Here is a 19,686-nt window from a genome sequence, read left to right as displayed (position 1 = left end):
GGGGGTGTCCGCCCGCAGCGGCCGGCACCGGGCAACGGCGCCGTCGTCGGGGACGGGCGGCCGGACCGAGGACGGACACCCCCCACCCCGGCCCCGACTCAGCAACCGGCCGTAGGCGCGACAGCAACCACCCACCGGACCGCAACGGGCCGCCGCAGGCACAAAAGGGGCGCGGGGAACTGCGCGACCAGCCACAACGCAACCCGCAGACGAAACACGACCCAGCGCCGCAGGCACCCGCGGCCAGCCACAACGCAACCCGCAGACGAAACACGACCCAGCGCCGCAGGCATCCGCGACCAGCCACCACGCACCCGCAGACGAAACACCACCCCGCGCCGCAGGCACCCGCGATCAGCCCCTCACACCCGCGGCGCCGCCGGCTCCGGCTCAGGTACCGGTGCCACAGGCGCCCGCCTTCGCCCCGCCCGCGTCATCAGCCACGTCACCCCCGCCACCCCCAGCCCCAACGCCAGCAGCATCCACGACGCCGTACGCAACGTCTCCGTCAGCGCGTCGTACACCGCCCCCGCCGCCTGCGCGGAGACCTCCGTCGGCAGTCCCCGCAGCGTCACGCGCCGCACGACCGCGACCGCCGCGCCGAGCAGCGCACCGCCCATCGCCGTGCCGAGGGCCGTCGCGGTCAGCGCCCGCCGCCGGCACGCGGCCAGCCCGATCCCGGCGGCGGCGAGAGCGACGGCCGCGATAGGCAGCCAGAACCCGGCGACTTCCAGCACGTCGTAACCCTTCCGCAGCCGCGACAGATCCTCCGCCGGCAACAGGGCGACCTCCGTGTGCCGCACGGGGATCCGCGCGGCCAGCGGCACATGGTCCTCGGCGAGCTGCCGTTTGACCTGCGCGGTGACCGGCGCGAGGTCGACGGTCACCGGCCGGTCGTCGTCCTCCCGCAACGCCCGCAGCACGGCGTCGTGGGCGGACCGGTTGGCCGTGTCCCAAGCGGTGCGGAACGCCTCGGTCTGCGTGAACGACCGCACCGCGTCGTGCACGAACGGCCCCATCGCACCCTGCGCCCCCCCGGTGTCGACCTGCCGCAGGATGCCCGCGCCGACGGTGTCGGCGATCTGCCCCTGCACGGCGGGGTCACCGGCCAGCGGCGCCATCGTCGCGACGTACCGCCCGGTGTCGGTCAGGCCGTACGCCGCCCACGCCGCCAGCGCGCCGAGCGGCACCAGCAGGCAGGACAGGACGATGAGGACGGCCGACAGAGCGGTCCGCAGGCGTCGGTACGACACGCGTCCAGCCAACGCGCCGCGCGCCGCCGCCGCCAGCGGACGTGCGCCGTACGGGTGTCCCGGGGCAGCCCGCGGGAGCCGGACTTCGCGCTCTCCGGTGGAAGGCTCACCCGAACGGGTGTTTCCTGGTGGTGACGGGTGCTTCCTGTTTCTGGGGAGAGGGAAGCGGCCCGTGCGGTTCGTCCGAGTCCTCTCCGGGCGCCTGGAACCCGGTTCATGCCGGTTCCGGCGCTCCGGTGAGTGGAGGGATGAGGGAAACGTGGGCCCCGGTGCAACACACCGGGGCCCACGTGCGCGCCTGTCGCGGCGCCTCACCGGATGCGGTTGCCCTCCGCGTCCTCACGCGTGTAGTAGCGGTAGAAGAACACCAGGTAGATGGCCGCCCCGGTGATCAGCCCCAGCGCCATGGACCGCATGATGCTGTCGCCGGTCTGGCTGTACAGGAAGCCGATGGCGGCGCCGGCGAAGGCCGATTTGACGCCCGAGTGCAGTTCGCGCGCCAGCCGGGGGGCGAAGAGGGCGACGCCGACGCACAGCACGATGAACACGAGCGCGGTGACGAAGCCGAACAGCAGGTTCCAGCCCGTGATGGGCCCGCCGCCGCGCCGGTTGGCCGCGGCCCAGTAGCCGTAGACGAGCCCGAGGACGACGGGGATGCCGTACCTCGCCAGGGTGTGCGTCCGTTCGCTGAAGACGTCGGGCAGTCCGTTGGGCGCCCGGCGGGCGCCGAGGGCGCCGAGGCGGGTGCTGATCGAGCCACGGGTACGGCCGCTCCCGGGCGCGGGTGCCGCATGAGCCATGAGAGCGCTCCTCTCTCTCCTCGTCCCCGCCTTCCAGGGCACACCCGGCGGGGACCACCGGCAAGTCGACGTGTGCCCCTGTCGGGGGACGCTGATGCGAGCCGCGCGGGCCCGTGTTTCGCTGGGGTCCGTGAGCGGCGGCACGAGCAGCGACGACCCGGACGGCGCCGCCGGGCGGACGCCCGGCGCCGGAGGCCGACGGCCACCCGCCCCCTCCCGCCACTCCCCCCGCTCCGGGCGCCGCCGGGACAGTACCCGGCTCGTGCACCGCCGGGACGGTACCCGGCTGCACCGCCGGGACGTCGTGCACCGCCACCAGCTGCTGCAGCTCCGCGGCCGCAGTGTGGCCTGGGTGCCACCCCTGCTGCTGCTCGCCGCGATCGCCGTCGTCGACATCAGCACGCCCGGCGACTTCCGCGTCGTGTCCTGGATCGTGCTGGTGCCCGGCATCGCCGCGGCGCTCTGCGGGGTGCGGGGCACGGCCGCCTTCGCGGTGCTCGCGGTGATCACGTACGTCGCCGTGGACGGCGCCTGGCCGAACCGGTACCAGGCCGGTCTGGCGGACTTCGTCCTCGTCGCCGTCGGCGGGGTGCTCGCCACGCTGGCCTGCGCGGTCCGGGTGCGCGACGAGCGGCGGATGCTGCACATGATGAGAATCGCCGACACCACCCGCCGTACCGTGCTGCGTCCGCTGCCTCCGGGCTGGGGCGGCCTCGACCACGCCGCCGTCTATCTGGCCGCGGACACCGACGCCCGGATGGGCGGCGACTTCTACGACATCCAGCCCGGCCCGCACGGCACCCGCGTCCTGCTCGGTGACGTGCAGGGCAAGGGGCTCGGCGCGGTGGAGGCGGCGGCCGCGCTGCTGGGCACGTTCCGGGAGGCCGGGTACCACGAGCCGGACCTGCTGACGGTCGCCCGGCGGCTGGAGACCCGCATGGTGCGTCACCGCGGGCACGCCGCCGCCATCGGCAGACGGGAGGGCGACCGCTTCGCCACGGCCGTCCTGCTGGACTTCCCGCCCGACGCGCCCGACGCCGTCGACCTGGTCCTGTTCGGCCACGAGCCGCCGCTCGCGGTGGGTCCCGCGGGGGTACGGCCGCTGCCGGAGGGCGACGGGCTCCCGCTCGGCCTCGGCGACCTGACCGGCGCCCCGCCCCGGGCGCGCCGGGTGCCGCTGGCGCCCGACGAGACGCTGCTGCTGGTCACCGACGGGGTGACCGAGGCCCGGGACGCCACCGGCTGTTTCTACCCGCTGGCCGAGGACCTCGCCCGCGCCGTCCGGGCCGACCCCCGCACCGCCGACCCGGACCGCCTGGTCGCCCACGTCCGCGACGCGACCCTGCACCACTGCGAGGGCCGCCTCGCCGACGACACGACGGTCTTCGCCGTCCACCGCCGACGCTGACGGGCACCCGGACGGGTACGGACGGTTACAGGACGGTTTGCGCGCCGTGCACCGGGGCATTGACCGGCACCCGGACGGTCTTCGCCGCCCACCGGGGCATTGACCGGCACCCGGTCGGGTGCCGAACCCGCGTTGCGGAAACCGCGTGCTGAATCCGGGCATCCACCCCGTATCGGCCGACGGGGCGCCCCGCCGCCGCGCCCGTTCGCCAGCGCCGGGCCGGCTGCGGCTGCCGTCCCGCGGTCCCCCTTTGCACCCGCAGCCGTTACGGTGCTGCCGTACGTGATCCAGGACAGTCGTCAGGGGGGAGTGGCCCATGGCCGGAACCGTGCTGCTGCTCGCGGCCTCGCCGGTGGGGCGGGGATGTCTGGTGGACGCGGCCTCCGTGCTCCCCGTCCTGGCCGCCGTGCCGCCGGCCGTGCTCGCCGGGACGGACACCGCGAACGTCGTCGAACTCGCCGACCCGCTCCAGCCGCAGGCCGTGCTGACCCGGCTGCGGGCCGCCGCCGCCGCGCCGGGGCCGCTGACCGTGTTCGTCGCCGGGCAGCTCCAGCTGGACCGGCGGCAGCGGCTGCCCCATCTGGCGCTGGCCCGCACCACCGCCGCCAGCGTGCGCTACACCGCCTTCCCCTGGCACTGGTTCCGGGAGGAACTGCGGCTTCGGGCCGGGGGCAGCACCACCCTCGTGGTCGACCTGCACGCCGACGCCGAGTGCTGGCAATGGCTGCGCACCTCGGCGCTCGACTCCGGCCGCGGCACCGCCGTTTACGGTCGCATCGCACCGCCGCCGGGCCGGCGCAGCGTGGCGGCACCGGCGTACATGAAGGCCGTCGCGACGATCCTGCGCAGCGGGCGGCGGCCACCGCTGCCGCAGTTGCACGAGCAGGCGCTGGCCCGCGTCGCCGCGGGCCGCCCGCTGCCCGACCTGCTGCTGAGCGCGCCCGGACCGGCCCCCACCGACCCGCACGTGGCGCTCAGCACCGCCGTGCGCGAGGGCCGGCACGCCGACGCCGACACGCTCGCCGCGCAGTGGGAACAGGCCGCCCGGCGCGCCCACGGCCCCGGCTCGGACGAGGCGTTGCACTGGACGGAGGTCCGCGCCGACCTCGCGATGTTCGCCGGGGACCCGGTGCGCAGCTGCCGCACCTGGCTCGCGGTCGCCTCGGCGCGGCTGGCCGCCGGGCAGGCGCCCGACGCGCCCGCGGTGGAGGCCGCGGTGGACCGGGCGCACCACCAGTGGACGTCGATCCGGGACGCGGACCGGGTGCGCGACCTGGGTGCCGCGCTCGCCGAGGTGCGCGGCCGGGTGCCGGGACGGCGGGAGGGCGCCCTGGATCATGTGCTGGGCCAGCTGCGGCAGTTGGACGGCCGGCCGCAGTCGCCGACCCGGGTGTGAGCGGTCGCGTACGCCGGGTGCGCGAGGTCCGTCCGGGGTCTCCCTTCACCACCTGACCCGGTGTCATGATGAGGGACATGGCTGAGGGGGACGCAGTGGCCGGGGCGGGCGTGCGGGTCAGTTTGGACGCCGGCGCGAGCAGAACGGACGTGGGAGCGCTCCAGGCGTGGCTGGAACAGGAACAGCCGATCCAGGACCTGGTGCGCAGGGGAACGCTGCGGATCGAGGTGCGGCCCGGCACGGACGCGTCCGAGGAGCACATGGGCTCCGTGTGGGAGATCGCGCTCCGCATCGCCGGGGACGTCACCACGGTCGCGACGCTGGCCGAGTACACCGCACGCGCGGTGAGGGCCTGGCAGGCCAACCGCCGGCGCGTCGAGAACGGCGAACCGCCGAGGGCACGGGTCGAGCCACTGGACTCCGACGAGGACTAGGCCGGTGAGCTTCGACCCGCGGGGGAAGGCCAACCGGGCGCTCGTCGTCGGCGTGTCCGAGTACGACCACACCCGGGCCGACGCCCCGGACGGCGTGCCCGGACAGCTGCCCGCCGTCCGCTACAACCGCACCGCCCTCACCGAGGCCCTCTACCGCGGCGGGCTGTTCCGTGAGGGCGAGGTCGTGCCGTGCGTGTCGCCGGCGCACGACGAGTTCGCGGCCGCCCTGCACCGGGTCGCGCGGGACGCGCGGGGGCTGCTGCTGCTCTACTTCGCCGGGCACGGCATCGTCACCGCCGCCGGCGACGAGCTGTTCCTGCAGATGCGCAACGCGCGCGTGGCGCGGGGCCGGCACGACGTGTTCCCCGGCGCCGTCCCGCTGACCGAGGTGCTCGCCGTGCTGGCGTCCAGCAGCGCCGAGCGGATCGTGGTGATCCTCGACTGCTGCTACGCCGGCAACGCCGCCGGTGTCTGGCACCGCTTCGAGCCGCATGACCGGCAGAAGATCCTGCTGCTGATGAGCGTGCAGGCCAACCGGCTCATCCACCCCGGCGGCGGCAACCGGGCCACCCCCTTCACCCGGCACCTGGTCCACACCCTCGAGAAGAGCGGGACCGGGAACGCCGCCGGCGGCGGGCTGTGGCTGTCCGAGCTGTACGCCGCGCTGAAGGAGCGGATGGGCAAGGCGCGGGTCCCCACCGGGGCCGGCGACCACCAGGACCCGCAGGCGGCGTGGGAGCCCGGTCAGGACGTCCTGCTGCGGGCGGCCGGACGCGAGCAGGCCGGCCGGCCCGAGCCGGAACCCGGGACCGGGCCCCCCGCCGGGCCGCCGCCCGCGCACCCGCCCGAGCCCCCTGCCCGGCCCGGGCGGCGGCGCGGCGCGTTACGGGCGGTCGCGGTCCTCGGGCGCGCGACGGTGGTCCGGCTGCGGCGCCGGCTGCGTCTCTGCCTGATCCTGCTGCTCGCCCTCGCCGCCACGGCCGCCGGGGGCTACGCCGTCGCCGTACTGACCGGCGACGGCGCTCCCTGCGCGCCGCCGCTGGAGCTGCGGGTGCTGACCGATCCCGACCTGGAGCCGGCGGTGTCCGCGGCCGCGGACGCCTACCTCGCGTCCGGCGCCGAAGGCGGCTGCCGCCGCACCGGCATCACCGTCGACAGCGCGGGCGCCGCCGACGCCGTCGCCGCGCTGCGGGACCGCACGGACGCCTGGCAGCAGCCGCGCGACGACGACGATCCGCAGCGGGACGTCGGCCCGCAGCCGGACGTGTGGATCCCGGCCTCCCCCGCCGACGTCACCCGGGTGACCGCGGGGCAGGAGGGGCGGGTCTTCGCCCATGTGGAGCGGCTCGGGGAGCCGTTGGCGTACTCACCGGTGGTGCTTGCGGTGCCGGGCGGCTCCGCGGAGGAGAAGGCATCAGGGGCCGGTGGCGGGCTGGCCGAGCTGGTCGCCCGGTTCGAGGCGGGTGGCGGCCGGGCTCAAGTGCTGCGCCCCGACCCGGAGTTCACCGACACCGCGCTCTTCGCCACGATGGGCCTGTACGCCCGCAACGGCGACACCCGGGCCGTCGAACGGACCGTACGGCAGAGCGGGCCTCCCGCGCGGACCGCCGGCGAGCTGCTGTGCTCGCTGCCCTACGACCCGGCCCAGGACCGGCGCAGCGCCGTACTCGCCCCGGAGTTCCTGCTCAAGAGCGGCGTCGGCTGCGCCTCGGAGGTGGTGCGCGCCCAGCGCGTCGCGCAGTACCCCGACGACGTGCCCGCGCTGCAGCCGACGTTCGCGCGGGTGCGCTGGGAGGACGGCGACCGGGACGCGAAGGCCCGTGACGAGGCCGTGCAGCGCTTCGACGCCTGGCTCGGCGGCGACGGCGGCCGCAAGATCCTCGGCGACTACGGCTTCCGCTCCGCCACCGCCCCGCACCGCCTGCTCGGCCCGGGCAAGGCCGCGCCCGGCATGCGGACCGACCCCGGCGCCCCGCGCGAGGCCGCCGAGCCGACCGCGATGAACGCGGCGCTGGAGCGCTACCGCAGCGCGGGCGGCCCCGGACAGGTGCTGTTCCTGCTCGACAGCTCCGGCTCCATGGCCGGGCTGTGGGAGGGGCCCAGCGGCGGGCCCGGCCTGCTCAAGCAGTCCCTGGGCGGCCTCGGTGACCGGGACGAGTACGGGGTGTGGGCGGTGTCCGGTCTCTCGGCCCCCACCCACACCGAGCTGCTGCCCTTCGGCACCCACCGGCGCGCCGACGGGGTGCGCGCGCTCGACCCGCGCGGTGGCGCGCGGGTGCGCGACGCCGAGGCCGACCCGCACGCGGCGCTGCTGGACGCCCTCGCGTTCATGCGGGGACGCGGCACCGACGACCAGCGGCCGCAGCTGATCGTCTACCTCACCGACGACGAGGACGACAACCGGCTGACCGGACGCAACCTCGACGCCGTCCTCCAGCGGGCGCGTACGGCGCGCGTACCGGTCGTCATGGTGTCGCTGGCCAACGGCGGCTGCGACGGCGGCCGGCCCGACGCGCGGATCTCCGCGGCGAGTTCGGGGCGCTGCCTGGATCCCGGGGACGACCTGGGGGCGGCGCTGCACGACGAGGTCGCGCGGACCGGGACGGGGGAGGAATGAGGCTCCGGGACGGGGTAGGAATGTGGCTCCGGGACGGGGTAGGAATGTGGCTCCGGGGCGGGCGAGGAATGAGGCTCCGGGGCGGGGGAGGAATCAGGCTCCGACGGATCGCCGCCGCCCTGACGCTGCTCGCCGTCGCGGCATGCACCGGCACCGGCGGCGACGGTGACGACGCGACGCCCGGCGCCTCGTCGTCGTCCCGCTGGATCGTCGTCGCCAGCGGGCGCGACGTCACCGGCAAGGGCGGCATCCGGCAGCAGCTGATCGACGCGTGGAACCGCACCCAGCCCGCCGACGGCTACCGGGCCCGGCTGGTGGAACTGCCCGGCTCCGCCGACGCACAGCGCAGCCAGCTGCTCGGCGCTCTGCAGTCGGGCAGCGCGTCGTACGACGTCGTCAACCTGGACGTGACCTGGGTCCCGGAGTTCGCCGCCGCCCGGCTGATCCAGCCGCTGCCGGACAGCGCGGTGGAGCACACGCCGGACCTCGTGCCGTCCGTGGACGCCACCTCCCGCTGGGACGGAGAGCGCTACGCCGTGCCGTTCAACAGCGACGTCGGGCTGCTGTACTACCGGCGCGACCATCTGGCGGCGGTCAGCGGGCGCAGCGACCTGGGCACCAGCGTCAGCTGGGACGAACTGCGGGAGCTGATCGAGGCGCTCAACCGCACCCGGCCGGCGGGGTACGAGGCCGGGTGGACCACGCAGCTCGACGGCTACGAGGGGCGGACCGTCAACGCGGTCGAGGCGTTCGCGTCGGCGTGGGGCGACGGCGCCCGGCTCACCGACGGGTCGGGGCGCTACCGCGGCGACGAGGAGCAACTCGCGGCCGGCATCGGCGAACTGCGCCGGCGCACCGGGACCGCGTACACGCTGCGGGACGCCTACGAGTCCGACGAGGCGCGCTCGCTCGACGACTTCGCGCGGGGGCGCACGACGTTCCTGCGGCACTGGCCGTACGTGTATCCGACGCTGTACGGCACCTTCAAGGACAACCTGGGGGTGACGCGGCTGCCGGGCAAGGCGGTGCTGGGCGGGCAGGACCTCGCCGTCACGTCGACGACGACGGGCGAGCGGGCGGCCCGCGCGTACGACCTGATCCGCTTCCTCACCGGGCCCGACAGCGAGCGCTGCCTGCTGCGGGCCGGGTTCGCGGCGACGCGGACGTCCGCGTACGAGGACGCCGCCCGGTGCACGCACGCGCCCGTGTACGCGGAGACGCCGTCGGTCTCCCCGACCGGCGAGAGCCCCGGCCGCACGCCACCGGACCGGCTCGGCGGCCTCAGCTACCACCGGCAGATCCTGCTGCCGGCCCTGCGGGAGGCCGTGCAGCGGCCGCGCACTCCCCTGTACGGGGCGGTGTCCCGGACGCTGATCACCACGCTGGGTCCGCTGTACGACGTGGGGCCCCGGGGTGTCGGCGCGCAGGCGCCGAGCGATCAGGAGCTGGCGGAGGCGTTGGACCGGGCGTTGAGGAGGGAGCTGCCTCATTGAGTCCGGCGGGCGCGGGGGTTTCTTCGCCGGGGTTTTCCGTGCGGGGTTTGTGCGCCGGGTTCCTATGGGTGGCCCGGCCACCGGGGCTGGACCGCGGTGGTGGGGTGGGGTGCCGCCTTCGCCGGGCAGGCGTTGGCCGCCGTGATCAGGGCGGCGACGGCGACGACGGCCGCGGCGACGCCCCGGGCGACGGGGGTCCTGCCGGGCGGGCGCGGGCGGGTGTGGGGGAGCGGGGCGGGGTGGTCGTGGCGTGCGGAGGGGCGGGCTTGCACGCCGTTCAAGGTAGGGGGTGGCGGAAGGAGGGGGCAAGTGCGGGTGCCTGCGGCGCTGGGTCGTCGTTTGTCTGCGGGTTCGTTGTGGCTGGTCGCGCTCACGCGGCGGAGCCGCATATCGACACAGCCCCGCGCCCCTTTGATGCCTGCGGCGGCCCGTTGCTGTCCGGTGGGTGGCTGGTGTCGCGCCTGCGGTGCGTTGTGGGTCGGGGCCGGGGTGGGGGGTGTCCGTCCTCGGTCCGGCCGCCCGTTTCCGACGACGGCGCCCTCCGCCGGTGCCGGACGCTGCGGGCGGACACCCCCCACCCCGGCCCCTTCCCGCCGCGCGCGGGTGCCGGTCGTCATCCGGCTTGGCCGCAGTCGTCGGTCCGTGGCCCGGCTAGACCTGGGCTCGGCCCTGTTTGCGGATGTCTGCGAGGCGTAGCGCGCCTAGTTGGACCGCTACCTGGGTCGCTTCCGAGGGGGTGTCGGAGAGGCCGCCGTTGGTGAGGGTGAAGGCGTCCGGGCCCTGGCGGACCGCCGCCACGTCGAGGGTGAGGACCGTCGGTTCCTCCGCGCCGTCGGCCGGTGGGGCCGTCACCGTGACGTGCAGGCCCTGCCTCGCGTCGCCGACCGGGGGCAGCGCGGTCGCGGAGATCTGGACGTCCTGGGCCACGCCCCGCCCTGTCGTCGCGGTGAAGTGTGCGCACGTCTGCGGCACCTTCGCGAGCCAGGCCAGGGTCCGGTCCACGGCGGCGGGGGGCTGGGCCGAGACCTGGTAGCGCAGTTGGGCGCCGGTGTCGGTGTTGTCGAGGCCGACGACCGCGCGGGGCGGGGAGCCGAGGAGCGTGTCGGAGTACAGGGCGTCGAGGAAGCGGGCGCAGTCGCCCGGTGCGCCCGTTGTCTTGAGCATGCTGTCCCGCCAGGTCGCGGCGCCTCGCGTGGGGGTCCACTCCGGGCCGAGGTCGGTGTCGGTGACCAGGACCGACTGGGCCTGCGCGGCGGTGAGCGCGGGTGTGGCGGTGGGGGAGGCGGGTGCCGTGCGGGCGGGGTGGGACGTGGTGGTGGGGGTGCCGGTGGGAGCCTCCTCCATGTCGAGGTAGCGGCCCGAGCAGGCGGTGGCGGTCAGGAGGGTGCCGGCGGCGAGCGTCAGGACGAGGGCGGTGGGGGCCGGGGGTCGGGGCATCGGGGCTCCTGGGCGGGGCGGGGTGCGTGGGTCCAGGTCAGCACCGTGATCGCCGGGCGACCAGCGCACAGGACCGTCCGGGCGACAAATGCGCTCGCGGGGGCGGGTGCGCGTCGGTACGGTCGTCGTATGCAGCGCGTACGGGTCCTGTCCACGACGACGCCGGAGAGTGTCCCGGCGCGCTGACAGCTGACCGAATGTCGCGAAAGCCCCGGGGCGGGTGCCCCGGGGCTTTCGGCGTGCTCGTCCCCTCACAGGAGGAGCCTGTCATGCGTGATCACCGCCGTCTCGGCCGCGAACTGGAGCTGTTCGGCACCGACCCGCTGATCGGGGCGGGTCTGCCGTACTGGCTGCCCGACGGGGCCGTCGTGCGGCACGCCCTGGAGAGTTACGTCCGGGACATGGAGCGCGCCGCCGGCTACCGGCACGTGTACTCGCCCGTGCTCGGCAAACGGGAGCTGTACGAGATCTCCGGGCACTGGGAGCTGTACCGGGACGACATGTTCCCGCCGATGCGGCTGGGGGCGGAGGAGGTCGTGCTGCGGCCCAGTCTGTGTCCGCATCATGCGCTCATCTTCCGGTCGCGGTCCCGGAGCTATCGGGAACTTCCGTACCGGGTGGCGGAGTTGGGCGGCATGTACCGGTCGGAGCTGTCCGGGGTGCTGGGGGGTCTCACCCGGGTGCGGGCCATTCAGCTGAACGACGCGCACGTCTTCTGCACCCTCGGTCAGGCCGTCGGCGAGGCCCGCGCCGCCCTGGAGCTGATCGCCCGCGCCCACGCCGACCTCGGCATCCGGGCCGCCCGGTACCGGCTGTCGCTGCCGGGGGAGGGCGGCAAGTACGTCGCCGACCCGGAGTTGTGGCGGCGGGCGACCGGCATGCTGCGGGAGGCGCTGGAGGGCGTCGTGTACGAGGAGGCCGCCGGGGAGGCCGCGTTCTACGGGCCGAAGATCGATGTGCAGGTGGCCGACGCGGCGGGGCGGGAGTCGACCCTGTCGACCGTGCAGATCGACCTCCATCAGCCGGAGCGGTTCGGCCTGTCGTACGTCGGCGCGGATGGGGGCCGGCACCGGCCGGTGATGGTGCACCGCAGTGTCATCGGCAGTGTCGAGCGGGTGGTCGCGCACCTGCTCGAACAGCACGGCGGCGCCTTTCCCGCCTGGCTGGCGCCCGTGCAGCTGGTCGTGCTGCCGGTGTCGGCGGAGCAGGAGGAGCGGGCCTGGGAGGTGGTGGAGCGGGCGCGGGCTGCCGGGGTGCGGGCCGAGGTCGAGGCGCAGGGGACTCTGGGGGCGCGGATCCGGCAGGCGCGGCTGGTGCCGTACCAGGCGGTGATCGGTGCCCGGGAGGACGCGGCCGGGGAGGTGTCGCTGCGGCTGCGGGACGGGCGGCGGGCGGGGCAGGTGCCCGTTGCGGAGCTGGTGCGGCGGGTGGCCGGGGTGGTCGCGGCGCGCGCTAAGGATCTGTGGGGCTGAGCGGCCGGGGCGCTTATCGTCGGGGGACGACGGAAGGAGCTCCTGGTGGCCAGTCATCCCATTCCCGTGATCATCGACTGCGATACCGGTGTCGACGACGCCCTCGCCCTGCTGTTCGCCGTACGCCATCCCGGTCTGGACCTGCGCGCGGTGACGTGTGTCGCCGGGAACACGGACGTGGACGGGGTCGTGCGCAACACGCTGACCGTGCTGGAGCAGGCGGGGGCGCCGCAGATCCCGGTGGGGCGGGGCGCCGAGCGGCCGTTGATCGAGCCGGTGCGGTCGGCCCGGCATGTGCACGGCCACGACGGCATGGGCGACCTGGGGCTGCCCGCGCCCGGCCGCCGGCCCGCCGACGTCGACGCGGTGACGCTGCTGCGCCGGGAGATCCTCGCCAGTGAGCGGCCGGTGACCCTGATCCCGACGGCGCCGCTGACGAACATCGCGCTGCTGCTGCGCACCCATCCGGAGGTCACCCGCAACATCGAGCGGATCGTCTTCATGGGCGGCGCGGTCGCCACCGGCAACGCCACGCCGGTCGCGGAGTTCAACGTCTGGCACGACCCGGAGGCCGCGGCGATCCTGCTGACCGCGGGGGTGCCGATCACCATGTACGGCCTGGACGTGTTCATGCGGGTCGTGGTGCCGGGCGGCGATGTGCACCGGATGCGGGCGAGCAGTGACCCCGGGACCCGGCTGGCCGGTGAGCTGCTGGCCCACCGGCCGACCACGCAGGGCGGCGAGCCCGAGGGCGAGGAGGCGGGCGGTCTCGGGGACGCGGGCGCGGTGTGCGCGGTCGCCGACCCGGCCGGGATCACGACGCGGCTGCTGCCGGTGGAGGTGTCGCTGGCCCCGGGCCCGGGCCGCGGTCAGACGGTCGTCGACCGGCGTCCGCGGCCCGGCGAGTCCGAGATCCACGAGGGCGCCCGCGAACATCCCTTGGTGGACGTGGCGTTGGAGGTCGACGTCGACCGCTACGTCAAGCTGTACCTGGAGACCGTCGCACGCTAGTCCGCCGCGGTGGGCGACCAGCGTTCCTCCACTTTGGCCAGCCTCCAGTACGTGAGCGCCGCCGCCCACACCAGGACGAACAGACCGACGATGAGGTAGCCGACGCTGTCGAGGTCGATCCCGGCGATCCAGCCGGTGACGCCGTCGTGCAGGCCGAACTTGTCGTGCAGCACGCCGACCAGCTCGATGGTGCCGATCACGAAGGCGACGGCGATGGACAGGCCGGTGATGGCGAGGTTGTAGAACACCTTGCGGACCGGGTTGGAGAACGCCCACTGGTAGGCGAAGTTCATGAACGTGCCGTCGAGGGTGTCGAACAGGCTCATCCCGGCGGCGAACAGCAGGGGCAGGCACAGCACCGCGTACCAGGGCAGCCCGGCGGCCGCGCCGGAGCCCGCCATCACCATCAGCGTGACCTCGGTGGCCGTGTCGAAGCCGAGGCCGAAGAGGAAGCCGAGCGGGTACATCTGGCCGGGGCGGGAGACCGACTTGGTGAGGCGGCCCAGGATGCGGTTCATGAACCCCCGCGCGTCCAGGTGCGCCTCGAGTTCCTGTTCGTCGTACGTCCCCGCGCGCATCTCCCGGAACACCTTCAGGATGCCCACGAGGGCGACCAGGTTGAGCGCGGCGATGAGGTACAGGAACGTGCCGGAGATCGTCGTGCCGAGGAAGCCGAGCACCTGGTGGGTGGCCGAGCCCTCGTTCATCACCTTCCCGGCGAGGGAGGTGCCGCCCGCGATCAGCAGGGCGAGCAGGACGACCACGCTGGAGTGGCCGAGCGCGAACCAGAAGCCCACGGACACCGGGCGTTTGCCGTCGGCCATCAGCTTGCGGGTGGTGTTGTCGATGGCGGCGATGTGGTCGGCGTCGAAGGCGTGCCGTACGCCCAGGGTGTAGGCGGTGACGCCGAGGCCGATGCCGAAGGCCTTCGTACCGACCTCGTAGTGGCCGGGTACGACGAGGAGGAAGAGGATTCCGAAGGCGACGACGTGCAGGGCGGCGATGACGGCCATCAGCCCGGCGGTCTTGACGGTGTCCTCCCGCCGCCACTTGAAGCCGGTCTTCGCGGTCGTCGGGGCAGGGTCGGGCAAGGTCATCCGGTCACGCTCCAGCACCTCGTGGATCACTTCGTGAGCTGCCGTGGCCGGTCTCCTGGCTTGGGGGTACCTCCCTTGGGGGAGGGGTGGTGCGTCCGCCGTCCCTGCCTTCCCGGTCGTAGGACCAGTGGCCCGGCGTGAGCCGGACGGGACGAGAACTCCCCGCATCACAGTGGCGAGGGCCGCGCCGGTTTCCCACCGGCTTCCCGAACACCACGGCCCGCCCACGGTAGGGGGGCCGAGGGTCTTCTGCATAGCTGCACAGGTGAGCAGGTATCGAAGATCACAACGGCGCGGGTCACAATGCACGCATGCACCTCGTGCCCCCCGACCGCGCCGATCGCCGCACCATCGACGGCCACCGCGTCTGTGACGCCATCGCCGCCATCGGCGACGCCGCCCACGTGCGTGCCTGGGCCGACCGCTTCTCCCTGCTCGCCGACCCCAACCGGCTCGCCCTTCTGCTCGCCCTGCACCGCACCGGCCCGCTCGCGGTGTCCGACCTGGCGATCGCGACCGGCATGAACGACCCGGCCGTGTCGCAGGCCCTGCGGCTGCTGCGGGCGGCCGGCACGGTGGCGGGCGAGAAGCAGGGCCGGGTGGTCCGCTACCGGGTGGTCGACGCGGACGTACAGACCCTGCTCGCGCAGTGCACCGCCGACGGGCCCTGACCCGCGCGCGCACGGGCACGTTCCCTTTCCGGGGGAAGTGGACAGTCATCTCACTGTCGTGCCCGCACCGGCGAAAGGAGACCGCGTGCCCGATCTCTCCTCCCGCGACCCCGACTGGTGGCGGCAGGCCGTCGTCTACCAGGTCTACCCCCGCAGCTTCGCCGACGCCGACGGCGACGGGCTCGGCGACCTGCGCGGGATCACCGGCCGTCTGACCCACCTCGCCGCGCTCGGCGCCGACGCGCTGTGGCTGAGCCCGTTCTACCCCTCCGAGCTCGCCGACGGCGGCTACGACGTCGCCGACCACCGCGCCGTCGACCCGCGCCTGGGCACCCTGGACGACTTCGGCGCGCTCGTCGCCGAGGCGCACCGGCTCGGCCTGAAGGTCGTCGTCGACATCGTCCCCAACCACACCTCGCACCGGCACGCCTGGTTCCAGGAGGCCCTGCGCGCCGGGCCCGGCTCGCGCGCCCGCGAGCGGTACGTCTTCCGCGACGGCCGCGGCGTCCACGGCGAACTGCCGCCCTCCGACTGGCAGTCGGTGTTCGGCGGCAGCGCCTGGGAGCGGGTGCCGGACGGGCAGTGGTACCTGCACCTGTTCGCCCGCGAGCAGCCCGACCTGAACTGGGCCGACGACGAGGTCCGAGCCGACCTGCGCACCACCCTGCGCTTCTGGGCCGACCGCGGCGTCGACGGCTTCCGCGTGGACGTCGCGCACGCCCTGGCCAAGGACCTCAGCGAGCCGCTGCGCGACCTCGGCGCGCCCGAACTGAGCGACGAGGCGGCCCTGGCGGTGCTGCCCGCGGGCAGTCATCCCTTCTACGACCGCGACGAGGTGCACGAGATCTACCGGGACTGGCGCCGCCTGCTCGACGCCTACTCCCCGCCCCGCGCGGCCATCGCCGAGGCGTGGGTGCCGGGAGAGCGCCGCGCGCTGTACGCCCGGCCGGACGAGCTGGGGCAGGCGTTCAACTTCGAGTACCTCCAGGCCCCGTGGGACGCGGACGCGCTGCGCGAGGTCATCACCACCTCGCTGGCGGGCGCGCGCGCCGTCGGCGCTTCGGCGACCTGGGTGCTGTCCAACCACGACGTCGTGCGGCACGCGTCCCGGCTGATGCTGCCGCCGGGCGCCGACGACAACGCCTGGCTGCTGTCCGGCGGCCGCGCGCCCCGGATCGACCCGGCGGCCGGTCTGCGCCGGGCCCGCGCGGCGACGCTGCTGATGCTGGCGCTGCCCGGCTCGGCGTACCTCTACCAGGGCGAGGAGCTGGGGCTGCCCGAGGTCGCCGAGCTGCCGGCCGAGGTGCTCCAGGACCCGATCTGGGAGCAGACGGGCCATGCCCGCAAGGGCCGCGACGGCTGCCGGGTGCCGCTGCCGTGGACGGTGAGCGGTCCGTCGTACGGCTTCGGGGCGGGTGGCGCCTGGCTGCCGCAGCCGCCGTCCTTCGCGTCGTACGCCGTGCAGGCGCAGGACGGCGTGGACGGCTCGACGCTGGAGCTGTACCGGGCCGCGCTGAAGCTGCGCCGCAAGCTGGCGCAGGACGAGGAGCTGCGGTGGGCCGAGGACGTCCCGGCCGGGGTGCTCGCCTTCGCCCGGTCGGAGGGCTGGCGGTGCGTCGCCAACTTGTCGGAGCGTGCGGTGCCGCTGCCGCACGGCGAGGTCCTGCTCGCCAGCACGCCGCTGGAGGACGGCCGGATCGGTCCGGACACCACGGTCTGGCTGGGTTAGGGCCGAACGACAGGTCTAGCGGACCGTCGGGGACGGGTCGCCGGGCAGGGGGACCGGGACGGACGTCGCGTTCGGCGGCGGGGTGAGGACCACCTGGGGCTGGCCGGCGGGCGGGGGCGGCGGGGTGACGTCGCTGGAGGGCAGCTTCGGCGGGGAGGTCTGCTGGAAGAGGGCCTGGTCGAAGTTGACCAGGCCGGTCTTCTCCATGACCGTCATGTGGTCGAGCACGGTGTCGTTGGCCTGGTCGGCCAGCGCGCGCACCAGGGTGTTCTTCGTCGTGGAGCGGATCTTCGCGATCGTGTTGAAGATCGAGCCGTGCGTGATGCGCAGGATGTTGGCGAAGTCGGAGTCGAACTGCCTGCCGCTGTCCGCGTTGAGGGTGGCGACGAAGCCCTGCTGCTGGGGGCTGGGCAGGTTGGGCAGCGTGATGTTCAGCATCGGCGCGACCCTGCGGCAGGTGGTGTCCAGGGCCGCGTGCCCGTCGATCAGGTGCCGCCCGGCGGTGAGGACCGCTTTGTCGGTGCTCTTCTTCAGGGCCATCTGGCCCACGGGGTACTCCCACAGGCCGGCCGCGCGCACCTTCACCACGAAGTCGCGGTCCGCCTCGGTGAGCGGTCCCCACTGGGTGTTGGCGATCACCCGTGAGGTGTCGCCGGCCACCGTGTTCATGCCGAGCATGGCGGGATAGGCGAGCGCAACGAGGGTCAGGCCGAGGGCTCCGCCCACGAAGAGGGTTCCCGTCGCGGTCCGCGAGAGTCGCACCATGCCTCCTGTCGTCGTCCGGTCGGACGCACAGGAGTACGCGGGGAAGCGCGGTTGTGTTCGGCGGGGCGCCGAAAATCTTCCTTGACGGCGGTCGGCCGGAGATTTATGCAGGAAGAGAGGTACGACCGCAGCCCCGGCATACGGCACCCGAGAAGGGAGAGCCCGATGGCGCGTTCGGTCGGAATCGATCTCGGCACGACGAACTCGGTGGTCGCGGTCCTGGAGGGCGGCGAGCCCACCGTCATCACCAACACGGAGGGCGCCCGCACCACCCCGTCCGTCGTCGCCTTCGCCAAGAACGGCGAGGTGCTCGTCGGGGAGGTCGCGAAACGGCAGGCCGTGACGAACGTGGAGCGCACGGTCCGGTCCGTGAAACGGCATGTGGGCGACCACACCTGGCGCTTCCCGGAGAGCGGCGGCATCGACGGCAAGCGGTACACCGCGCAGGAGGTCTCCGCGCGGGTGCTGCAGAAACTCAAGCGGGACGCGGAGGCGTACCTGGGGGAGGACGTCACCGACGCCGTGATCACCGTGCCGGCGTACTTCGACGACGCCCAGCGGCAGGCCACGAAGGAGGCCGGGGAGATCGCCGGGCTGAACGTCCTGCGGATCGTCAACGAGCCGACGGCGGCGGCGCTGGCGTACGGGCTGGACAAGGGCAACGACCAGACGGTGCTCGTCTTCGACCTCGGCGGCGGCACGTTCGACGTGTCGCTGCTGGAGATGGGGGACGGTGTCATCGAGGTCAAGGCGACCAACGGCGACACGCGTCTCGGGGGCGACGACTGGGACCAGCGGGTCGTCGACCACCTCGTCACCGGCTTCAAGAACCACTACGGCGTCGACCTGTCGAAGGACAAGATGGCCGTGCAGCGGCTGCGGGAGGCCGCGGAGAAGGCGAAGATCGAGCTGTCCTCGTCGACGGAGACGACGGTCAACCTGCCCTACGTCACCGCCTCCGCGCAGGGGCCGCTGCACCTGGAGGAGAAGCTGACGCGGGCGCAGTTCGAGCAGCTGACGGCGGATCTGCTGCAGCGCTGCAAGGGGCCGTTCCAGAACGCGGTGCGGGACGCGGGGATCTCCGTCGAGGGCATCGACCATGTGGTGCTGGTCGGCGGGTCCACGCGGATGCCGGCCGTGACGGAGCTGGTGAAGGAGCTGACGGGCAAGGACCCGCACAAGGGCGTCAACCCCGACGAGGTCGTGGCGGTGGGGGCGTCGCTGCAGGCCGGGGTGCTCAAGGGGGAGGTCAAGGACGTCCTGCTGCTCGACGTCACCCCGTTGTCGCTCGGCATCGAGACCAAGGGCGGCATCATGACCCGGCTCATCGAGCGCAACACGACGATCCCCACGCGGCGGGCGGAGATCTTCACGACCGCGGAGGACAACCAGCCGTCGGTGACGATCCAGGTCTACCAGGGGGAGCGGGAGATCGCGGCGTACAACAAGAAGCTCGGCATGTTCGAGCTGACCGGTCTGCCGCCCGCGCCGCGGGGCATCCCGCAGATCGAGGTGGCGTTCGACATCGACGCCAACGGGATCATGCACGTCTTCGCGAAGGACCTCGGGACGGGCCGGGAGCAGAAGATGACCGTCACCGGGGGCTCCGCGCTGCCGAGGGACGACATCGACCGCATGGTGCGGGAGGCCGAACAGCACGCGGAGGAGGACCGGAGCCGGCGGGAGGCGGCGGAGACCCGCAACCAGGGGGAGCAGCTCGTCTACCGGACGGAGCAGCTGATCCGGGACAACCCGGAGAGCATCCCGGCGGACGTCCGGCGGGAGACGGAGGAGGCGCTGGCCGAGCTGAAGGAGACGCTGAAGGGGGAGGACACGGGCGCGATCCGCTCCGCGGTGGAGAAGGCGGCTCAGGCGGCGCAGAAGATCGGTACGGCGATGTACGAACGGGGGCGGGGCGCCTCCGGCGGGCAGGGGGCGTCCGGCGGGCAGGGTGAGGGTGCGGGTGCCTCCGGCGGGAAAGCCGACGACGACGTGGTGGATGCGGAGATCGTGGACGACGACAAGCGGGATGCGGGTTGAGGGGGTCGGTCGTCTGCGGGTTTCGTAGTGGCTGGTCGCGCAGTTCCCCGCGCCCCTGAAGGC

General features: G+C 74.1%; 16 protein-coding genes and 1 riboswitch. Of the genes, 10 read left to right on the top strand and 6 right to left on the bottom strand.

The window, feature by feature from the left end:
* Positions 1 to 362: 362 nt before the first annotated feature.
* Together AC0B9F_RS28570 and AC0B9F_RS28565 are read right to left on the bottom strand one after the other, a co-directional pair.
* Positions 363 to 1,253 carry a hypothetical protein gene (locus AC0B9F_RS28570; RefSeq protein ID WP_472007426.1) on the bottom strand — a complete coding sequence of 297 codons (891 nt, stop codon included), beginning with the start codon at positions 1,251 to 1,253 and terminating at the stop codon, positions 363 to 365.
* A gap of 311 nt (positions 1,254 to 1,564) precedes the next feature.
* Complete coding sequence (locus AC0B9F_RS28565) at positions 1,565 to 2,053, bottom strand: hypothetical protein (protein ID WP_472007424.1); 489 nt, start codon at positions 2,051 to 2,053, stop codon at positions 1,565 to 1,567.
* 130 nt (positions 2,054 to 2,183) lie between these two features.
* Here AC0B9F_RS28565 and AC0B9F_RS28560 point away from each other — a divergent pair, with 130 nt between their 5' ends.
* The 5 genes from AC0B9F_RS28560 (at position 2,184) to AC0B9F_RS28540 (ending at position 9,401) form a co-directional block, all read left to right on the top strand.
* On the top strand, positions 2,184 to 3,461 hold the full coding sequence (locus tag AC0B9F_RS28560; RefSeq protein ID WP_472007423.1) for a PP2C family protein-serine/threonine phosphatase: 1,278 nt from the start codon (positions 2,184 to 2,186) through the stop codon (positions 3,459 to 3,461).
* Positions 3,462 to 3,777: 316 nt separating this feature from the next.
* Positions 3,778 to 4,857: a hypothetical protein gene (locus tag AC0B9F_RS28555; protein ID WP_472007421.1), complete on the top strand. Its 1,080-nt coding sequence runs from the start codon at positions 3,778 to 3,780 to the stop codon at positions 4,855 to 4,857.
* A gap of 77 nt (positions 4,858 to 4,934) precedes the next feature.
* Positions 4,935 to 5,291, top strand: coding sequence for a hypothetical protein (locus AC0B9F_RS28550; protein ID WP_472007420.1), 357 nt, complete (start codon positions 4,935 to 4,937; stop codon positions 5,289 to 5,291).
* Between the two features lie 4 nt (positions 5,292 to 5,295).
* Positions 5,296 to 7,908, top strand: a complete 2,613-nt coding sequence (locus AC0B9F_RS28545) for a substrate-binding domain-containing protein (protein WP_472007419.1) — start codon at positions 5,296 to 5,298, stop codon at positions 7,906 to 7,908.
* Between the two features lie 68 nt (positions 7,909 to 7,976).
* A complete protein-coding gene (locus AC0B9F_RS28540; protein ID WP_472007418.1) occupies positions 7,977 to 9,401 on the top strand; it encodes an extracellular solute-binding protein in 1,425 nt (474 codons plus the stop codon).
* A gap of 62 nt (positions 9,402 to 9,463) precedes the next feature.
* On the opposite strand, the gene AC0B9F_RS28535 is transcribed toward AC0B9F_RS28540, so the two are convergent.
* Together AC0B9F_RS28535 and AC0B9F_RS28530 are read right to left on the bottom strand one after the other, a co-directional pair.
* Positions 9,464 to 9,673, bottom strand: coding sequence for a hypothetical protein (locus AC0B9F_RS28535; protein WP_472007417.1), 210 nt, complete (start codon positions 9,671 to 9,673; stop codon positions 9,464 to 9,466).
* A gap of 379 nt (positions 9,674 to 10,052) precedes the next feature.
* Complete coding sequence (locus AC0B9F_RS28530) at positions 10,053 to 10,838, bottom strand: hypothetical protein (RefSeq protein WP_472007415.1); 786 nt, start codon at positions 10,836 to 10,838, stop codon at positions 10,053 to 10,055.
* 269 nt (positions 10,839 to 11,107) lie between these two features.
* Here AC0B9F_RS28530 and thrS point away from each other — a divergent pair, with 269 nt between their 5' ends.
* Both thrS and AC0B9F_RS28520 read left to right on the top strand, forming a co-directional pair.
* Positions 11,108 to 12,310, top strand: a complete 1,203-nt coding sequence (thrS, locus tag AC0B9F_RS28525; RefSeq protein ID WP_472007414.1) for a threonine--tRNA ligase — start codon at positions 11,108 to 11,110, stop codon at positions 12,308 to 12,310.
* 45 nt (positions 12,311 to 12,355) lie between these two features.
* Positions 12,356 to 13,321 (top strand): nucleoside hydrolase, encoded by a 966-nt coding sequence (locus AC0B9F_RS28520; protein ID WP_472007413.1) that lies wholly within the window; start codon positions 12,356 to 12,358, stop codon positions 13,319 to 13,321.
* Here AC0B9F_RS28520 and nicT read toward each other — a convergent pair.
* Positions 13,318 to 14,418 (bottom strand): Nickel transporter NicT, encoded by a 1,101-nt coding sequence (gene nicT, locus AC0B9F_RS28515; RefSeq protein ID WP_472007411.1) that lies wholly within the window; start codon positions 14,416 to 14,418, stop codon positions 13,318 to 13,320. The two genes, AC0B9F_RS28520 and nicT, sit on opposite strands and share 4 nt — an antisense overlap.
* Before the next feature lie 28 nt (positions 14,419 to 14,446).
* Positions 14,447 to 14,651: riboswitch (cobalamin riboswitch) on the bottom strand.
* 78 nt (positions 14,652 to 14,729) lie between these two features.
* Between nicT and AC0B9F_RS28510 the strand changes: the two genes are divergently transcribed.
* Positions 14,730 to 15,089 carry an ArsR/SmtB family transcription factor gene (locus AC0B9F_RS28510; RefSeq protein WP_472007410.1) on the top strand — a complete coding sequence of 120 codons (360 nt, stop codon included), beginning with the start codon at positions 14,730 to 14,732 and terminating at the stop codon, positions 15,087 to 15,089.
* Between the two features lie 37 nt (positions 15,090 to 15,126).
* A complete protein-coding gene (locus AC0B9F_RS28505; protein WP_472007408.1) occupies positions 15,127 to 16,818 on the top strand; it encodes a glycoside hydrolase family 13 protein in 1,692 nt (563 codons plus the stop codon).
* Positions 16,819 to 16,833: 15 nt separating this feature from the next.
* Here the strand turns inward: AC0B9F_RS28505 and AC0B9F_RS28500 are convergent, their stop codons facing one another.
* On the bottom strand, positions 16,834 to 17,544 hold the full coding sequence (locus AC0B9F_RS28500; protein ID WP_472007741.1) for a DUF4142 domain-containing protein: 711 nt from the start codon (positions 17,542 to 17,544) through the stop codon (positions 16,834 to 16,836).
* Between the two features lie 204 nt (positions 17,545 to 17,748).
* Here AC0B9F_RS28500 and dnaK point away from each other — a divergent pair, with 204 nt between their 5' ends.
* Positions 17,749 to 19,623, top strand: a complete 1,875-nt coding sequence (dnaK, locus tag AC0B9F_RS28495; protein WP_472007407.1) for a molecular chaperone DnaK — start codon at positions 17,749 to 17,751, stop codon at positions 19,621 to 19,623.
* Positions 19,624 to 19,686 lie beyond the last annotated feature (63 nt).

It is taken from the genome of Streptomyces sp. NPDC097129, from assembly GCF_055668065.1.
Note: the sequence above shows the minus strand (reverse complement) of the source record. Positions and strands in the feature narration are given on the sequence as shown.